The sequence below is a fragment of the uncultured Aquimarina sp. genome, assembly GCF_947495315.1.
Lineage (GTDB): Bacteria > Bacteroidota > Bacteroidia > Flavobacteriales > Flavobacteriaceae > Aquimarina.
Genome location: NZ_CANLYD010000001.1, coordinates 227,880 through 243,399 on the forward strand (window position 1 = coordinate 227,880; position 15,520 = coordinate 243,399).

18 protein-coding genes are annotated in these 15,520 nt (G+C 33.1%); 2 read left to right on the forward strand and 16 right to left on the reverse strand.

The features are described 5' to 3' along the window. Positions 1 to 60: 60 nt before the first annotated feature. The 9 genes from fabV to Q0910_RS01015 form a co-directional block, all read right to left on the reverse strand. Positions 61 to 1,254 (reverse strand): enoyl-ACP reductase FabV, encoded by a 1,194-nt coding sequence (gene fabV, locus Q0910_RS00975; protein WP_299211320.1) that lies wholly within the window; start codon positions 1,252 to 1,254, stop codon positions 61 to 63. Positions 1,255 to 1,392: 138 nt separating this feature from the next. Further along, complete coding sequence (locus Q0910_RS00980; protein ID WP_299211323.1) at positions 1,393 to 2,037, reverse strand: hypothetical protein; 645 nt, start codon at positions 2,035 to 2,037, stop codon at positions 1,393 to 1,395. Between the two features lie 74 nt (positions 2,038 to 2,111). After that, positions 2,112 to 2,681 carry a Crp/Fnr family transcriptional regulator gene (locus Q0910_RS00985; RefSeq protein WP_299211326.1) on the reverse strand — a complete coding sequence of 190 codons (570 nt, stop codon included), beginning with the start codon at positions 2,679 to 2,681 and terminating at the stop codon, positions 2,112 to 2,114. Between the two features lie 53 nt (positions 2,682 to 2,734). Next, on the reverse strand, positions 2,735 to 3,145 hold the full coding sequence (locus Q0910_RS00990; RefSeq protein ID WP_299211329.1) for a hypothetical protein: 411 nt from the start codon (positions 3,143 to 3,145) through the stop codon (positions 2,735 to 2,737). A gap of 61 nt (positions 3,146 to 3,206) precedes the next feature. Next, the gene (locus Q0910_RS00995; RefSeq protein WP_299211332.1) at positions 3,207 to 3,827 is read right to left on the reverse strand and encodes a trimeric intracellular cation channel family protein; all 621 of its coding nucleotides are present in this window, start codon (positions 3,825 to 3,827) and stop codon (positions 3,207 to 3,209) included. Between the two features lie 43 nt (positions 3,828 to 3,870). Then, entirely contained in the window at positions 3,871 to 4,197 is a 327-nt protein-coding gene (locus Q0910_RS01000) for a YdhR family protein (RefSeq protein ID WP_299211335.1), read from the reverse strand. 44 nt (positions 4,198 to 4,241) lie between these two features. Further along, positions 4,242 to 4,661, reverse strand: coding sequence for a hypothetical protein (locus Q0910_RS01005; RefSeq protein ID WP_299211338.1), 420 nt, complete (start codon positions 4,659 to 4,661; stop codon positions 4,242 to 4,244). A 70-nt stretch (positions 4,662 to 4,731) separates the two neighbouring features. After that, the gene (locus tag Q0910_RS01010) at positions 4,732 to 5,508 is read right to left on the reverse strand and encodes a sterol desaturase family protein (RefSeq protein WP_299211341.1); all 777 of its coding nucleotides are present in this window, start codon (positions 5,506 to 5,508) and stop codon (positions 4,732 to 4,734) included. Positions 5,509 to 5,875: 367 nt separating this feature from the next. Then, positions 5,876 to 7,561, reverse strand: a complete 1,686-nt coding sequence (locus tag Q0910_RS01015) for a tetratricopeptide repeat protein (protein WP_299211344.1) — start codon at positions 7,559 to 7,561, stop codon at positions 5,876 to 5,878. A gap of 163 nt (positions 7,562 to 7,724) precedes the next feature. Here Q0910_RS01015 and trxB point away from each other — a divergent pair, with 163 nt between their 5' ends. Continuing rightward, complete coding sequence (gene trxB, locus Q0910_RS01020) at positions 7,725 to 8,693, forward strand: thioredoxin-disulfide reductase (protein ID WP_299211347.1); 969 nt, start codon at positions 7,725 to 7,727, stop codon at positions 8,691 to 8,693. A gap of 75 nt (positions 8,694 to 8,768) precedes the next feature. On the opposite strand, the gene Q0910_RS01025 is transcribed toward trxB, so the two are convergent. From Q0910_RS01025 to Q0910_RS01055, 7 genes are all read right to left on the reverse strand, one after another. Then, entirely contained in the window at positions 8,769 to 9,629 is an 861-nt protein-coding gene (locus Q0910_RS01025; protein WP_299211350.1) for a DUF2807 domain-containing protein, read from the reverse strand. 209 nt (positions 9,630 to 9,838) lie between these two features. Further along, the gene (locus Q0910_RS01030) at positions 9,839 to 10,624 is read right to left on the reverse strand and encodes a DUF4440 domain-containing protein (protein WP_299211353.1); all 786 of its coding nucleotides are present in this window, start codon (positions 10,622 to 10,624) and stop codon (positions 9,839 to 9,841) included. A gap of 236 nt (positions 10,625 to 10,860) precedes the next feature. After that, complete coding sequence (locus tag Q0910_RS01035) at positions 10,861 to 11,580, reverse strand: head GIN domain-containing protein (protein ID WP_299211356.1); 720 nt, start codon at positions 11,578 to 11,580, stop codon at positions 10,861 to 10,863. Between the two features lie 62 nt (positions 11,581 to 11,642). Beyond that, positions 11,643 to 13,427 (reverse strand): PspC domain-containing protein, encoded by a 1,785-nt coding sequence (locus Q0910_RS01040; RefSeq protein WP_299211359.1) that lies wholly within the window; start codon positions 13,425 to 13,427, stop codon positions 11,643 to 11,645. After that, positions 13,424 to 13,765: a PadR family transcriptional regulator gene (locus Q0910_RS01045; RefSeq protein WP_118457539.1), complete on the reverse strand. Its 342-nt coding sequence runs from the start codon at positions 13,763 to 13,765 to the stop codon at positions 13,424 to 13,426. Before Q0910_RS01045 ends, Q0910_RS01040 begins: the two co-directional genes overlap by 4 nt. Positions 13,766 to 13,825: 60 nt before the next feature. Then, positions 13,826 to 14,359 carry a hypothetical protein gene (locus Q0910_RS01050; protein ID WP_299211364.1) on the reverse strand — a complete coding sequence of 178 codons (534 nt, stop codon included), beginning with the start codon at positions 14,357 to 14,359 and terminating at the stop codon, positions 13,826 to 13,828. A gap of 6 nt (positions 14,360 to 14,365) precedes the next feature. Then, on the reverse strand, positions 14,366 to 14,818 hold the full coding sequence (locus Q0910_RS01055) for a DUF4870 domain-containing protein (protein ID WP_299211367.1): 453 nt from the start codon (positions 14,816 to 14,818) through the stop codon (positions 14,366 to 14,368). Positions 14,819 to 14,972: 154 nt separating this feature from the next. Between Q0910_RS01055 and Q0910_RS01060 the strand changes: the two genes are divergently transcribed. Beyond that, positions 14,973 to 15,428 (forward strand): DUF4442 domain-containing protein, encoded by a 456-nt coding sequence (locus Q0910_RS01060; RefSeq protein ID WP_299211369.1) that lies wholly within the window; start codon positions 14,973 to 14,975, stop codon positions 15,426 to 15,428. Positions 15,429 to 15,520 lie beyond the last annotated feature (92 nt).

Genomic DNA, 15,520 nt, shown 5'->3' on the forward strand with positions numbered 1-15,520 from the left:
AGAAAAACCCCCTAAATCAATGATAAAGGGGATGCTGTTCTGTACAAAGTAGAGAGAAAATTAAGATTGTAATCCAGGAATTTCTACCACTTCGTTTACATCTTGATCATAATCCACTCCAGCTACCTTAAACCCAAATAGATTAAAGAAATCATTGCTGTATCCTTCTAGATCACCAATAGTTGCTAAGGTTTCTGTAGTAGCATTATCCCATAATTCTTTTATTTTAGCCTGAATATCTTCACGCATTTCCCAATCATCAACACGTATTCTACCTTGATCATCGGTTGCAATGTCGTTGCTACTATATAATCTATCCGCAAACAATCGTTGCATTTGCTCTATACAACCTTCGTGGATGTTATTTTCCTTCATTATTTTATATAATAGAGAAATATATAGAGGAATTACCGGAATTGCAGAGCTAGCTTGAGTAACTAGTGCTTTATTTACAGAAACATACGCTTTTCCGTTGATACTATTAAGTGATTTAGTAATGTCAAATGCAGTAGCTTCTAAATGATCTTTAGCGCTGCCGATAGTTCCTTTTCGGTAAACAGGTTCAGTAAGTTTTGGACCGATATAAGAGTAGGCGACGGTTTTAGCTTCTGGAGCTAACAAATTTTCTTTTTGTAACGCATTAATCCAGAACTGCCAATCTTCTCCACCCATTACGGTTACAGTGTTTTCTATGTCTTCTTCTGTGGCAGGTTCAATGGATATCTGAGATATGTCTCCGGTATGAAAATCTACTGTTTTATTTGTATACGGATCACCGATTGGTTTTAAAACGGATTTGTGTTTTACTCCGGTTTCCGGATGCACTCGAACTGGTGATGCTAAACTATAAATAACTAAATCTATTTGTCCAAGATCTTGTTTGATGAGTTCTATGGTTTGTTGTTTAATTTCATTAGAAAAAGCATCTCCGTTAATACTTTTAGCATATAATCCGGCTTCATGTGCCTGCGTTTCAAAAGCAGCACTATTATACCATCCTGGAGAAGCTGGTCTGTTTGGTTTAGGGCGTTTTTCTAAAAACACACCAATTGTAGCAGCATTAGAACCAAATGCACTGGTTATTCTGGAGGCTAAACCAAAACCAGTAGAAGCACCAATGACGAGTACTTTTTTTGGTCCGTTTATGGTTCCTTTGGATTTGATATAATCTATTTGGTTTATTACATTTTGTTCGCACCCTTTTGGATGTGCAGTTAGACAAATGAATCCGCGAGTTCTAGGTTCTATAATCATTGTGTAAATTCTTTTCTGAATATACGAACATAGCCTAAAAAGTAGGGATTTCCAAAGAAATTATCCGGTTATTTTTAGCAATAGATAAACTAGTAAATAACCGGATAATTAAAATAGTAAAAGCCTTCTAAACAAGCATTAATTTAGGCGTTTTTTTGTTTTTGTAAGCGCATACCCTGTTAGAATAATCCAACTTACCAATCCTGCTATAAATATTCTGAAACTATAAAGGTTTGTAAAAGCCACATTAAACAGCATTAATATAATTGCGGTAATACCCAATAGTATTCCCAGATAGGCTATCCATTTAGGTAGGATTGATTTTTTGACAATAACAATCGACCATAATACGATTGCGAAGCAACAAGCTGCGATGAAAATATAATCCATAGCCTTGTTTAATGCAAACCCATAATGTATAATGTGATTAATTTGTGCTATGATTTCTGTAGATTGACCATGGTATCGTTTAATAAAAAAAGATAATGCTAGTCCATTAATAGCAGCTGCCATCATTCCTGCTAGTAATCCAAATACTATTATTATAAATCCTAATAAAGAGAGACTATTGTTTTTACCCAATCGAACCGTTAATCCCCAAAATCCGAATGTGAGTATAGGAATTGAAAGAATAGCTAGCGCATGAGATGTAATAGCCATTTTTGATATTTTTAATAAATGTTCGAAATTACCGCCTACAGGGTGGAATACCATGGTGATAATAACCAAAATTGAACCGATAATGAGCGCAATACCTGCACTTTTTTCTAATTGATTTTGCATAACTTTTATGTTTTAGTAAGAAAATCAAATTTGGCTTTTTACTAAGGAAGGAGCACTTGATCCAAATCAAGAAATTAAGAAGACTTGCTTAATTTATTTCGAACTCTACTTAAGGTTTCGGGAGTGATTTTTAAATAGGATGCTATATGCTTTAAAGGGAATTTCTGGATGAGTTGAGGATTATGTGTGAGTATCGCTCTGTACTTCTGTTCTGGTGTTGGTAGATTTTGGTATAACTCAATCCCAAGTAGCGGTTGTTCTAATATTTTACCTAATTGGAAAAATGAAGGTGATCGTCCTATTAATTCATGGATGGCATGAATATCCAGTTCATAGACTGTACAATCCTCAAAAGCCTGAATGGTTGTTGTAGATGGTTTTTGGGAGGTGAAGCTCTGATGCTCCAGCACCCAATTATTTTCCAGATACAAGTTTAGTGTGATCTCATCAAGATCTTCGGTAGTTCTATACTGTCGTATAGCACCTTTTAAAATAAAATAAAACGCACTGCAGGTTTCACCGATTTTCAATAGATTTTCTTTTTTACGAAAATTTCTCAGTTTTGTTTTACTTATGATAAGTGATGCTTCTTGTTCAGAAAAGCTTGCAAATCCTTGAAAAGATTTTAATAATTTTTCTTTCATAATGATCTGATTGCTTTTAAACAAATATGGATGCTACTTGTTGTATAATTTCATTAAAAGGGTAATAAATCTGGCTCTACATATTGTGTCTTGGCCTTTTCAGAATTAAATATATCAAAACCGTAATGAGAGTCCAGCAAATCTTTGAAATTATATTTCAATATTGGGAACTCGGTAATGAAATCCTGGAAACTGTTTGATTTAGATTTTTGCACAAAATGATTCACGGTTTTAACTGCCGCAATGGTAAGGGTTTTGTTAAATTTATCTGTTTTGCCTAATTGAGTCACATAGGCTAAAATTTGATTGGAAATTTCTTTACAAGCAGTATCAACCCCATATTTAGAAACATGTATCCACGCTAATCGCAAGTGAGCTTCATGACTAAACAAAGAGGGGTCAAGATTACCAGCTTTAAATTGTTTTTCGAATTCTGAATCGCTGAGATCTATATTAGTTTTCATTACTCTGGATATTAGGTAGTTGAAATATAATAATCATTTTTATTATTATTGATAAATGTGATTAGCTTTTCTGATTTGTAACCGTAAACATAGGCAGTGAAACTTTATATTTTACGACTAATAAACGTATAATAATAATCAATAGCGTGGTAGTTATATATATGATATTGACAGGTACGTTTAGTGAATACAAGATCATAAAACAAATTCCTCCAGCTATAGAGACTGTAGCATAAACTTCTTTTCTGAAAATCACCGGAATTTCATTACACAAAATATCTCTGATCACTCCTCCAAAACATCCAGTCATGGTTCCTAACGCAACAGATACAATAGGATCAAGATCCGTTTGTATTCCTGTTTCTACTCCCATAATCGTAAAAATCCCTAGTCCTATTGTATCAAACAGGAAAAGGGATTTTTTGAGGTAATCCAATTTATTCCTAAAGATGATGGATACACCGGTAACGCCCCCAATTAGATATAAATTTATAGTGTTTTGCATCCATGATACCGGTGTTGCTCCTATAAGTACATCTCTTAGTGTTCCTCCACCAATGGCAGTAACAAAAGCGATAATAAAGATTCCGAAAAGATCCAATCTTCTGTTCATAGCGCTCAATGCTCCTGAAATGGCAAAGGCAATTGTCCCCAAAATATCCAAAGTATCGAAAAGTGTCATTTTTCTCAATTTTGGAATAAATGTAGGATATCTAATCCGAATTTTAATTTTTCGATAGATATTTAGTGTTTTTCCCTTCTATTTCCATTTGTATGATTCCTGTTTGCATTTTTAGTGTATCTGGTATGATTCCGTATCTAAGTCCGATTCCTTTTACTAGAAAATAACGAATATAATCTCTTGCTAGTTTTATATTGTCGAAAAGATAGGTTCCTCCGATAGTTTTGGTTTCTGTATTTATATAATAATATTTTCTAATAAGCCCTTCTACATTCGCCATCGTATCCATATGATTGCTAGAAATTTTCTGTAACCTTTGCTGTGATAAATTTGATTTAAATTGAACATGGACTATTGCTTTTTCCTCCACAAGTTTCTTGATTATGGGATTAAGTATTTCGTTTTAGATTTTATTTAATTGAGGATTGATCTAGTTTTTCTAGACATGAATAATGAAATAACAATAACAAAAGTTGCATTAACTTTGACGATCATCTTGCTTATTCCGAAAGCATTTATACTATCTTTCGATAGGTATAAAGAGATAATAAGTATAGCTGCGAATAGAGTTATCACAAATATTTCGATTAATTCATTTGAAAAATGCAAATCAGACTTGGTTTGTAAAATATCTTTAGAAAAAAGTATCATGTTTATGATAATGTAAAATAAGGTTGCGTTATATATTTCTAAGTATAGCCACTCAATTGTACTTGACGTTCCGGAAGAAACAATTGAGAATAATAGCAAACTATAGGTAATAGCGCTAAATAATGACCTTCTATTAAGGAATTGAACCCAATACTTTTTAGATTTTTTTAACAGTGTATTCATAACTTGTTTTTTAATAGAAATTGTTAGGGTTTTTGTTTTGTCCAAAAACCCAGAACAATTTCATCACGACTCAACTATTTTTTTTATTGATATCTCTGAAAAGCATCATATCTACAATTTTGCCAGATCCTCCGGAATAAAATCCGGATTCTCTGGGATGTACTTTTGGGTTGTTAAAAGTGCCAAATAACATATCGATAAAGGATAGGTCAGAATAGTTATAGGCATGCACCCCTTTTTTATGATGGTAGGTGTGTCCTTCCGGTCGCTGAACCAGATATCCAATCCAATGTGGAGTGATGATATTGCAGTGCTGTACAATAGTAAAAAAATTAGTAATCAAAATGATAATTACTACAGCTTTAGGGTCAAATCCAGCGATAATAGTAAAGCAGAAACTCCCTAGAAATGTAAATCCGATCATATCCATAGGACTGAAGTAGAATGCACTATAAGAATCCATACGTTCTATGCTATGGTGCATCTGATGGAAGACTTTCCATAAGAAGTCACTTGCGTGCATTGCTCTATGCCAGGCGTATAATGCGAATTCGTATATAAGAAACCCAAAAGCTGCTCCGCCAAAAACACCTAATCCTGTAAGATCAAAAAATTGGTATTCTATTAAATAGTTGTCCCAAATTAGTGGTAGATAAGAGGAAAGTAGGAAGAATACAGCAAAAGAGATTAATCCTTTTACTTTCCAGTATTTTACTTTTGGTAATTGACGTGCTGGAGCTACTGCTTCCCAAATCATCAGTGCAATATACATCCCTATAATAACCAGAGATATAGGATCCAGTACGATTGCTGATACAGATGGTAAATTCATAAATAACTCTTTCATTACCCTATATTTTTATGATGTAACCCATACTTCAATTCATTTTTTCTTCTTACCCAGTAATTTTTAAGTGTAAGTAAATCTTCATTTTTTTTGTTCCTCAACATTTTCCAAGTTTTTAAGAATTAATAATTTGTTTTGTTTTCCGGAATCAAAAGTATAGAAGAGGATAAGTCATTGCTAATAAATGGAGTATACGGTAAGTGGGCAGTCTTTTATTAAAAGTAGACAGGAATGTTTATTATGCTAATAGGAGGTAGACAGCAGGTGAACAATTATTTTTAAAACACTTATTTTCAGTGTTTTGTGTTTGTGTCTTTTAGAAATGTATTTTCATGAAATACTTAAAAACAGCACAGGGCATGCTGGATTATTCGTTTTCTAACGCTAATAAATACGTGAAGATTTCTTGATTTTGATGTAATTCGAGCTTTTTACGTAGTCGGTAACGTGCAGTTTTAGCACTCTCAGGAGAAATACCAAGGATACTTGCAGTTTCTTTAATATTAAGATTTAGTCTAGTCAGCGAACAAATTTTTAGATCGTTTGCACTTAATTCTGGATGTTTAGCTTTTAGTTTTGTATAAAAACCAACGTGTACTTCTTCAAAAAAGCGTTTAAAATCTTCCCAATCTTTATCAATGCTTAAGTTTTGTTGGATGGTTTTGTTTAGTTGATCTATTAATTTATCTTTTTCTTTTGGGGTTGATTTTTTTGCCAGTTGAGCTGTACTTTGCAAATTTTGCAATAATTCATTTTTTTGAACAAAATTGATTGCATAGGAGGTAAGTTCTTTATTTTTAAACTCAAGTTGCTGTTTTAGCTCTTGTTGTTTGAGTTTTGCATTTTCGAGTGCTTGTTGGTTTAGCGCTTCTTTGGATTGTAAAAGCTCATTACTTTTTTCTAATAGCTCTCTGTTTTTTCTGGAACGTTGTTTTACATTGGTTAGAATTAGAAAACTACTTATCAATAATACCAGAATACCAAAGGCAAGGCTCCATTTAATTAAAACATCTGTTTTTTCTTTTTCCTGAAGGAATTCTAGTTCTTTATCTTGCTGTTCCAGTTGATTTTTAAACTCGAGATAGGCAATCTGTTTAGATTTTTCAGTATTAAAAATTGAATCTTTTAAGTTTGAGTAGAAATCATAAAAAACTAATGCTTCTTTAGGTTTTTCTTGTAGTGTTCTAAGCTCTTTTAGTTCTTCGTAGGCAAGCAATTCATATTTCTTTAGGCTATTGTTTTTAGCTCTATTAAGTCCTAAATTAAGATGAATGTCTGCAGCCTCAAAGTTGTTTTCTAGCCGCAGTAGTTTACCGTATTGGATTAGGTTACTGATCATACCATCTTCGTCCCCTATCTTTTTACCTACAGAAATGGATCTTTCTATATGATATTTTGCTTGAGCAAGCTCCTTTTCTTTTAAATACAGAATTCCTAAACGATTATGAGCTTCTGCGATTCCATATTGAAAATTATTCTTAGTGTGGAGTTTTAGAGCATCCGATATATATATTCGTGCATCATTAAGGTTACCTTTTTCGATATGAATAGTTCCTATTTTTGTAAATGTAGTAGCAATACGACCTGAGAGGTTTAATGCGGTAAAATTATCGATCGCATCGTTATAGTTTTTTAATGCCTTGTCATATTCTTTAAGATCTGCATACACCATTCCGATATTAAGCATAGTATTTGCAATACCTTCTTGATCCTTGTTGTTTTGAAATTTTTTCTGAGATTGAGTAAGATATAGTAATGCTTCGTTCTGATTTCCTTGTGCCCAATATGCTACTCCAATAATGCGATTTGCCACTGCAATACCGGCATCATATGTTAATTTTTTAGAGAGCTCTAATGCTTCTTTTCCGTATTTTAAAGATTCGTTAGGATCGATTATCCAATATTCGAAACCAGTTTCATTTAATAAATCAACCTTTTTAGTATCCTCAGAAGTATGCGAATTTAATTTTAATCTAAGGCTATCTACTTTTGTGTTTTGAGAATATATACCCGAATTAATAATTATAAAGATAAGAAAGAGAAGGTGTCGCACAGTATTAGTTGATTTGTTTACAAATATATATGTGTAGAGAGTTATTGTTTTTCATTTTAGTATTTATTTAAGATGTCTATAAGCTTATAACAATTCTTAATAACTTTAGTGTAAGGTTTCTCTTCAAATTGCTACTTTTACATCAGATAAACCGAAAAAGATTATGTCAGATACAATAGAAAGAATAAAATGCTTGATTATAGGCTCAGGACCGGCAGGATATACTGCAGCAATTTATGCAGCACGTGCAGATCTTAAACCCATTATGTATACTGGTATGGAACCAGGAGGACAGTTAACTACCACTACAGAGGTAGATAATTTTCCTGGATATCCTGAAGGTATTGATGGCCCAACAATGATGGTACAACTACAACAGCAAGCAGAACGTTTTGGTACAGAAGTACGAATCGGAATGGTTACTGCCGTAGAATTCAGTAAAGAAGTAGGAGGAATCCATAAAGTTACCGTAGATAATACAAAAGAAATTGAAGCCGAAGCTGTTATTATTTCAACAGGTGCTACTGCTAAATATTTAGGACTACCTAGTGAACAGAAATTACGTGGAGGTGGAGTTTCTGCCTGCGCGGTTTGTGATGGATTCTTTTATAAAGGCCAGGATGTTGCTATTGTTGGTGCCGGAGATACTGCAGCAGAAGAAGCTACGTATCTTTCTAATATTTGTTCTAGCGTTACTATGTTGGTGCGTAAAGATTATATGAGAGCGTCTAAAGCTATGCAACATCGTGTAAATAATACACCTAATCTTAAAGTATTATATAATACCGAAGTTGATGAGGTTGTTGGAGACCAAGTAGTGGAAGGGTTGCGTATGGTGAATAACCAAACAGGAGAGAAATCTGAAATTGCTATTACTGGATTGTTTATTGCGATTGGCCATAAACCGAATACAGATATTTTTAAAGGTCAGATCGATATGGATGATACCGGATATATTATTACAGAAGGTAAATCTACTAAAACCAATATTCCAGGTGTATTCGCATCAGGTGATGTTCAGGATAAAGAATATAGACAAGCAGTGACTGCAGCTGGTACTGGTTGTATGGCGGCATTAGATGCAGAAAGATATCTAGCCACTGTAGAAACTAGCGAGGAAGTTTCTGCATAATAGATATTAAATCGAAAAATACTTTTAGACCTGACAGTTTTTAAAATTCGTCAGGTCTACTATTTTTAAGAATTTCTATTTTAATTTGAGTCTACTCGGACTATAGTCAATTTTTTTCTTGTACAAAGTAGCTTCGTTAGCAAACATCGTCATATTAATTGTAGGTTCTCCTAGTAAATAGATTTCTGTTTCATTTGTAGCTTCAATAGTAATTTCTTCATTTGCTAACACATAGCAATCACTAGAACCTTCAGCAATAATAGACGTTTTACCTGATGTCAATTTTTCACCATAAAAATCTGTATCTCCATCTGCTCTTACCAGCATTGATTTAACATCTCCTTCTAATTTTGCATATCCTTTTTGATATAAATCTATCTTTAGACTATCGGCGGTTATGATTCCTTTTAATTCTGAATTTTCGTTTACCTGATAAAATGCCTGTTTTGAGTCAACGTGTAAGTCAAGAGTTGCTTTTCCATTAGAAATACTTGTTATGCTGCCTGTATCTACGGATAAAAACACTTCTGAATTATCATTCGCTTCGATACTTAATTCTGAGGATTTTATAGGTGCCAATGATTTAAGGTTAATCTTGTCATACGCACTTATTTTTTTTAATTCTGAAGCGTATGAGATCGTTATGTTTAATGCTTTGGCGCGCCGGAAGAGTTTAGTTGCTCTTATTTTTAACACACTATCCTGTATTTCTACTTCTATAAACTCCTGAAGATTGCTATCCGCTTCAATCTTTATTATATGATCACTATCTTCATCTATAGAAACTTCGAAGTTATCATATAACTCGATCGTATGAAAAGCGTCTACGATTTTTTCTTCGGTCATGACAATTTTATTGCCTTTAATCTTTTCTTTCTGAGCATGCAGGTTTCCTAAAGCGAAAATTGAAAATAGTGATAGCAGAAGTGGTCTCATTTTGTGTGTGGTTTATTTTTTAAACACTGTTTTTTATGTTTAAGTATATCCATTCGTTAAATTTATTTATAAAAAGACTGATTTCAGAAAAAAACGTTACATATATTCAGATTTCAAAAGGTATATCGAAAAGTATAACCTCTTAATTTAAGAGGTTATACTTTTACTATATTCAAAGAGGTACGTAAAGAAATGGTGAGACATTATTTTTATTTCACCTTCTTAGCTTCTTCTGCGATTTGCCCATTTTCTCGAACAATCATTTTGGATATAATCCCTTTGTCATCTTTTATAAATTCAAAAGTTAGCGGACTTTGTTTATGAAAAAATAGGTTCTCTTTTTGAGGGTAAACAATGGCTTCCATTTTACCAGCTTTTATCTCTAACAGATTGTCCTTTTTAGTTATTGTTACGGTCCCTGTTTGTGGTGCTTGGTAAGTCCCTAAGTATTGATTCAAGATTTCATCGGATAAAGAGATTTCTTTTTTATCTGCGTTCTGGGGAGCAGGTTGGTGATCATAACTTAATGCTCTAGTCATTTTCCATTGCTCATTTTTATGCTGCCAGACGTGCGTGAATTTTGCAATCTCAGCAAGTCGTTCTGCTTTACCCTTTTCTGAAACATAAAAGACGTGTTCGCCGGTAATGATGGCTCCGTAATTATTAAGAGGAAATACATCGACACTTCCTTCTACCACTTCTCGTCGTACCCTGGGGTTTTCTGGATTACATAATCCATTTTCTACGCTGGACATCATTTTAGCAAGTCCAGATGTTAATCCTCCTTTATCATGATAGAACTCAAAATCTTCTACAAAAAATGTTTTGAATGTGTTGATATCACAGCTGTTATAGGATTTCCAGAATTCGCCGTCTAATTCAAGGATAGTGTTCTTTAGATTTTTCGGAACTTCTGATTTTTGGGCATAGCTACTATATCCGGAAGCTACTATAATACATATGAATAGGATTAAATCCTTAAGTTTTGATGTCATTTTTTCGTTTTTTGATTCGCCTGGATCAGACAGATTGATGAATGTTGATATGATTGATAATCCATCTATAGAATAAGATGGTGGTAAAAAATTGAGAATGATTAAAACATAAGAACCACCCGAAAAGTATAATATCTAAATAACTTGTCTGTCAACAAACAATGGGTACTTTTCTGGTGGTCCTATTTTTTTGGTTGGTAGTGGTTGGTTGAATTGATTGGTTAGGTTATTGATTATTAATGTCTACGTACATTTCCTCCAGAGTTATCATCTTCAGATACTTTTTGAGGATCTCCATAGTACACTACATCCGCGCCACTGGTTGCTTTTCCGGTAAACTGGTCTTTAGCGTGAATTTTTATATGCGCACCACTGGTTGCTTTTGCTTCCGAGATAAGACTTAAAAGCTCATCTGCTCTTATATCTGCTCCACTTGTTGCACTAGCTTTATGGTTATTTACTTTTCCTGATAAGTTCATCATAGCACCACTTGTTACTGATGTAGTAAGTGTTTCGGCTTTTACCTTAAGTTCTATATCTGCACCACTTGTAGCACTAATAGCAAGATCTTTCTGCACAACGGCTCCCTGAGACGTAATTCTAGCACCACTAGTTGCTGATATTTTTCCTAGTTTATCATAGGATACATAGACTGTCTTTTCATCAGCTCGATAGATATTCTTGTCAGAAGTAATATACAGAATTTCTCCTTCTACATATACTTCTATATGTTGATGTAGGTTTTCGTTTGCTTCAATAATTACTTTCTTATCTTTTTTATTAGTTAGTACCACATCTAAACCTCGACTGGATTTTATAGTATCAAAGTTTTCGTTGATAATCTTTTCTTTTCGGATTACTTCTCCTTCGCCTTTGATTCCGTCAAAAGCTATGTTGCAAGAACAACATAAAGCTGTAAGGATTACTGTTGCTATAATTTTAGTTAGTGTTGTCATAATAGTGTGATTTAATTTATTAAACTGTTCGTTTTTTGATCCGCCTTAGGCGGACAGATTGATTAATTATCGGTTTTGATTTTTATTCCGTTCTCGTCTATTTTTATATCTACTTCTTCACTTTTGATTTGTACTCCATCTTCATCGATTTTAAGATTAGCATCCTCATCATCTGAGTTGATTTTGATTTGTACTCCATCTTCATCAATTTTAAGATTGGTTTCATCATCAGTATTGTTATTGTCTTCCCATTCATTGTATTTCCATTCATCCTTAGGGCAATCCTGACAAGTAAACTTACCATCAATCAATTTTAGATATTTTTCTTCTTTACCGTCTATAGTTAGATAATCATTGTATTTCCATGAGTTGTTATATCCAGACGTATTATCATCAGCGAATATGGTCATTCCTTCTGGGATAGAAAGTATAATTTCCACTTCCTGATCATTGTATTTATTTACGTAATCAGTAATTGCGTATCCATTTAATAATAACGTATTACCTTTTATGTCATAGTCGTACTTGATGGCTGCAGCTCTTTCTTTAGCTTCATCGTAGCTGCTTCCTTCAGCATTTCTTCTAATCATAATTTTCGGAATTGAATCTTCTCTGTTTTCTTTTATAAACACTTCGATATCCTGAATTACAATTACCTTATTGTCGTTTTGATCTCTTTTTATTTTAAAATCATTTCTATGATATAGGTTTCTTACATATCTATTGTTTCCGACCATTTTTATATGTAAGGTATCGCTAGATTGAAGGTATAAGTTTCTTGAATCTTCAATTACTTCTGCGTCATAGGCTTCTTGAGTAGCCTGACGGATACCTACAATTGCTAATCCTATTACTGATAGAATCCAAACTGCCAATAATGCTAACTTAGCTGGAGTACCTATTGATTTCAGGTTATTAATAACAATTTTTAAACCTAAAATGAATAAAAAGAAAAACGGAATACCAACAGCAAACAATGTAAGTAAGGATACTAGCCACAATGGTACATTAGGATGGTTAACAACATCTATATATTCAGTAAATGGTGTTTCTATAAACCCGAAAGTACCAACAGTGAATAAACTAATAAATAGACTTATTAAAGTGATTCCTGATACAAGGATTAATAGTACTCCTATGAATTTTACAAATATTTTCAATATCACTAATAATACATCTCCAAGTGCATCAAAAAAACTGGTAGAACCACTTTTTACTTTATCACTATATTTCTGATAATCTACATCTTTTACCTTATCTGCAACATCATTAAATCCTTCCTTGATTTTTTTTTCGATGTTGCTAATATTTACAGCTTCTCCTTTCATTGCTAAATAATCTGCTGTACTTTTTGCTTCTGGCACAAAAATCCAGAATGCGATATAGATAAGGATAAAGGCTCCACTAGAAAATACGGTAAAAAGAATCCATGCTATTCTTAACCAGATAGGATCTATACCAAGATAATGGCTTAATCCAGAACTTACACCTCCTACATAAGAGTTAGAAGTATCTCTAAATAACTGTTTAGATTTTGGAGTTCTTTGGTAAGAAGATTTTGGTTCGTCTTCAAAAATCTCTTCATCTAATCTATAATCTTCGGGTTGCCCCATAACCTCGATTACTTCATCTACTTCTTTCGTACCGATTACTTGTCTTTCGTCTTTTATTTTTTCACTGAAAAGCTCTGCTATTCGTGCTTCGATATCAGCGATAATTTCATCTCTACCTTGAGAGTCGGTAAATGAACGTTTTATCGCCTGAATATAGCGCTGCAGCTTTAAATAAGCGTCTTCATCGATGTGAAAAAATATGCCTGCTAAATTTATATTGACTGTTTTGTTCATTTTTGTTTCTTTTTTTGTTTAGTAACTATAGTTACCGCATTTTGTAATTCGTCCCAAGTGGTATTTAATTCTTTTAGAAAAAGTTTTCCTGTTTCCGTAAGGCCATAATATTTACGTGGTGGTCCTGATGTAGATTCTTCCCAGCGATAACTAAGCAATCCGGCATTCTTAAGCCTTGTTAATAAAGGATATATTGTGCCTTCTACAACTAGCATCTTTGCGTCTTTAAGGGTCCCTAAAATCTCTGCTACATAAGCGTCGTCATCCCTAAGAATTGAAAGTATGCAATATTCCAGAACACCTTTGCGCATTTGCGCTTTTGTGTTTTCGATCTTCATAAAACTGGTTTTTAAAAAGTTAAACTGTTCATTTTTTGATTGATTAATTGATTGATGATGTTATCTAAATATATATTGATCAGAGAATACAACTCCAGCAATAAAGACGGATGATAAAAGATAATTGATTAGGTTAAATTTTAAATTGTATCCCTGCTCTTTTGATGTTTTAATTAATAGTATTAGTAACGTAAAACCTACTAGTAATGGTAACATCCAATATCCAAGTCCAAGCCATTCACTAATACGAGCTTCATCATTAGGATTAAAAATTGATATAATCATTGCTAATACTCTAGAGTAAAATGCAAAGAATAAAAATGGATACCAATACTTATTATTCGTTTTTTTGATGAAATAAAATATTACAAAAGCCTGAAGCATTGTAAATATGGGGCCAGCTGCACTAACTAATTGTTGGTGCCAAGCCGATTGGTATTCTCCTTCTAATAAGAATGCAGAATTAAGTGTCATTCCCATTTCGTATCCTAAGAGTTTCCCAGTGATGAAGTGAGCCAACTCGTGAAAAAAGAAGGAGGATACCACAGCTATAGCAGTAATTAGAATATATTTTATGTTGATTGATGAGTTCATTCTAAATTACTTTATGAATCTTATTGTTAACGGATATCTATATAGTTCTCCTTTATTTCCTTTTAATGCTGCGGTGATAATAAAAATGATTTCTAAAAAGAACCCCATTAATGCTATAACACCTACGAATGAGGCACCTATTAACGTTCTGAATCCTCCATCGGTAGAAAAGTTAATATCTAGCCCGTTGTGATTAAAAATATCGAATAAAGATGCATCTCCAAGGATGTTAAACATAAAAAAAGGAACAGATATCATTCCTAAAATTATCGTATAAAGCAGTACACTCAACTGAAAATTGATAGCTTCTTTACCGTGGTTATCTATAAACTCTGATTTATCCTTATTGGTAGTCCATAATAATATGGGAACTATAAAATTCCCAAATGGAATAAAGTATTTGGTAAATACCCCTAAGTGCATAAATGTTGCGATATTTTTGTGGTTGTTATTGGACATTTTTAAAAGTATATAATAGTTTCTTATACAAATATATGGCTAAAAGAAGGTATTATGCAAAACATAGTACCATATTTTAACATAAATTTATGATTTAGCGCTATTTTGTATGTCCATACTTTTTCAATACTTTAGGGAAATTAAATATGATATTATGAAGATTACTCCTAGAAAGATCAACACCTTTACAATGTTCAAGTTACCTTCTGCATGGCTTTGTGGGGTTCGTGTAAAACAAGTCAATGAATCTAGTTGTATAGTGAGTGTTAAGCACAGATGGATGAATCAAAACCCTTTTAATTCCATGTTTTGGGCAGTGCAGGGTATGGCTGCAGAAATGAGCACAGGAGCAATGGTATCGGGTCAAATCCATGAAAGTGGAAAGAAAATATCCATGTTGGTGGCAAATAACAATGCCACCTTTACTAAAAAAGCAACAGGTAGAATTACGTTTGTATGTAATGATGGACATTTGATTAAAGAAGCCATTCAAAAAACTATTGAAACGGGAGAAGGGCAAACGGTCTGGATGAAATCTGTAGGAACCAATAAGGAAGGTATCGAGGTTTCCACTTTTAACTTTGAATGGACAATTAAGTTAAAAAGTTAACAAGTTGTAGATTTTGGAAACATTGATAAATATTGTTTAGGTAAAAATGAATATGTAACATTTTTTAAAAACTTATTACTTATATATTGAAA

Excerpts from the sequence above, each read along its gene's own strand:
- fabV (WP_299211320.1), bottom strand. The coding sequence starts at position 1,254 with ATGATTATAGAACCTAGAACTCGCGGATTCATTTGTCTAACTGCACAT.
- Q0910_RS00980 (WP_299211323.1), bottom strand. The coding sequence starts at position 2,037 with ATGCAAAATCAATTAGAAAAAAGTGCAGGTATTGCGCTCATTATCGGT.
- Q0910_RS00985 (WP_299211326.1), bottom strand. The coding sequence starts at position 2,681 with ATGAAAGAAAAATTATTAAAATCTTTTCAAGGATTTGCAAGCTTTTCT.
- Q0910_RS00990 (WP_299211329.1), bottom strand. The coding sequence starts at position 3,145 with ATGAAAACTAATATAGATCTCAGCGATTCAGAATTCGAAAAACAATTT.
- Q0910_RS00995 (WP_299211332.1), bottom strand. The coding sequence starts at position 3,827 with ATGACACTTTTCGATACTTTGGATATTTTGGGGACAATTGCCTTTGCC.
- Q0910_RS01005 (WP_299211338.1), bottom strand. The coding sequence starts at position 4,661 with ATGAATACACTGTTAAAAAAATCTAAAAAGTATTGGGTTCAATTCCTT.
- Q0910_RS01010 (WP_299211341.1), bottom strand. The coding sequence starts at position 5,508 with ATGAAAGAGTTATTTATGAATTTACCATCTGTATCAGCAATCGTACTG.
- trxB (WP_299211347.1), top strand. The coding sequence starts at position 7,725 with ATGTCAGATACAATAGAAAGAATAAAATGCTTGATTATAGGCTCAGGA.
- Q0910_RS01025 (WP_299211350.1), bottom strand. The coding sequence starts at position 9,629 with ATGAGACCACTTCTGCTATCACTATTTTCAATTTTCGCTTTAGGAAAC.
- Q0910_RS01030 (WP_299211353.1), bottom strand. The coding sequence starts at position 10,624 with ATGACATCAAAACTTAAGGATTTAATCCTATTCATATGTATTATAGTA.
- Q0910_RS01035 (WP_299211356.1), bottom strand. The coding sequence starts at position 11,580 with ATGACAACACTAACTAAAATTATAGCAACAGTAATCCTTACAGCTTTA.
- Q0910_RS01040 (WP_299211359.1), bottom strand. The coding sequence starts at position 13,427 with ATGAACAAAACAGTCAATATAAATTTAGCAGGCATATTTTTTCACATC.
- Q0910_RS01045 (WP_118457539.1), bottom strand. The coding sequence starts at position 13,765 with ATGAAGATCGAAAACACAAAAGCGCAAATGCGCAAAGGTGTTCTGGAA.
- Q0910_RS01050 (WP_299211364.1), bottom strand. The coding sequence starts at position 14,359 with ATGAACTCATCAATCAACATAAAATATATTCTAATTACTGCTATAGCT.
- Q0910_RS01055 (WP_299211367.1), bottom strand. The coding sequence starts at position 14,818 with ATGTCCAATAACAACCACAAAAATATCGCAACATTTATGCACTTAGGG.
- Q0910_RS01060 (WP_299211369.1), top strand. The coding sequence starts at position 14,973 with ATGAAGATTACTCCTAGAAAGATCAACACCTTTACAATGTTCAAGTTA.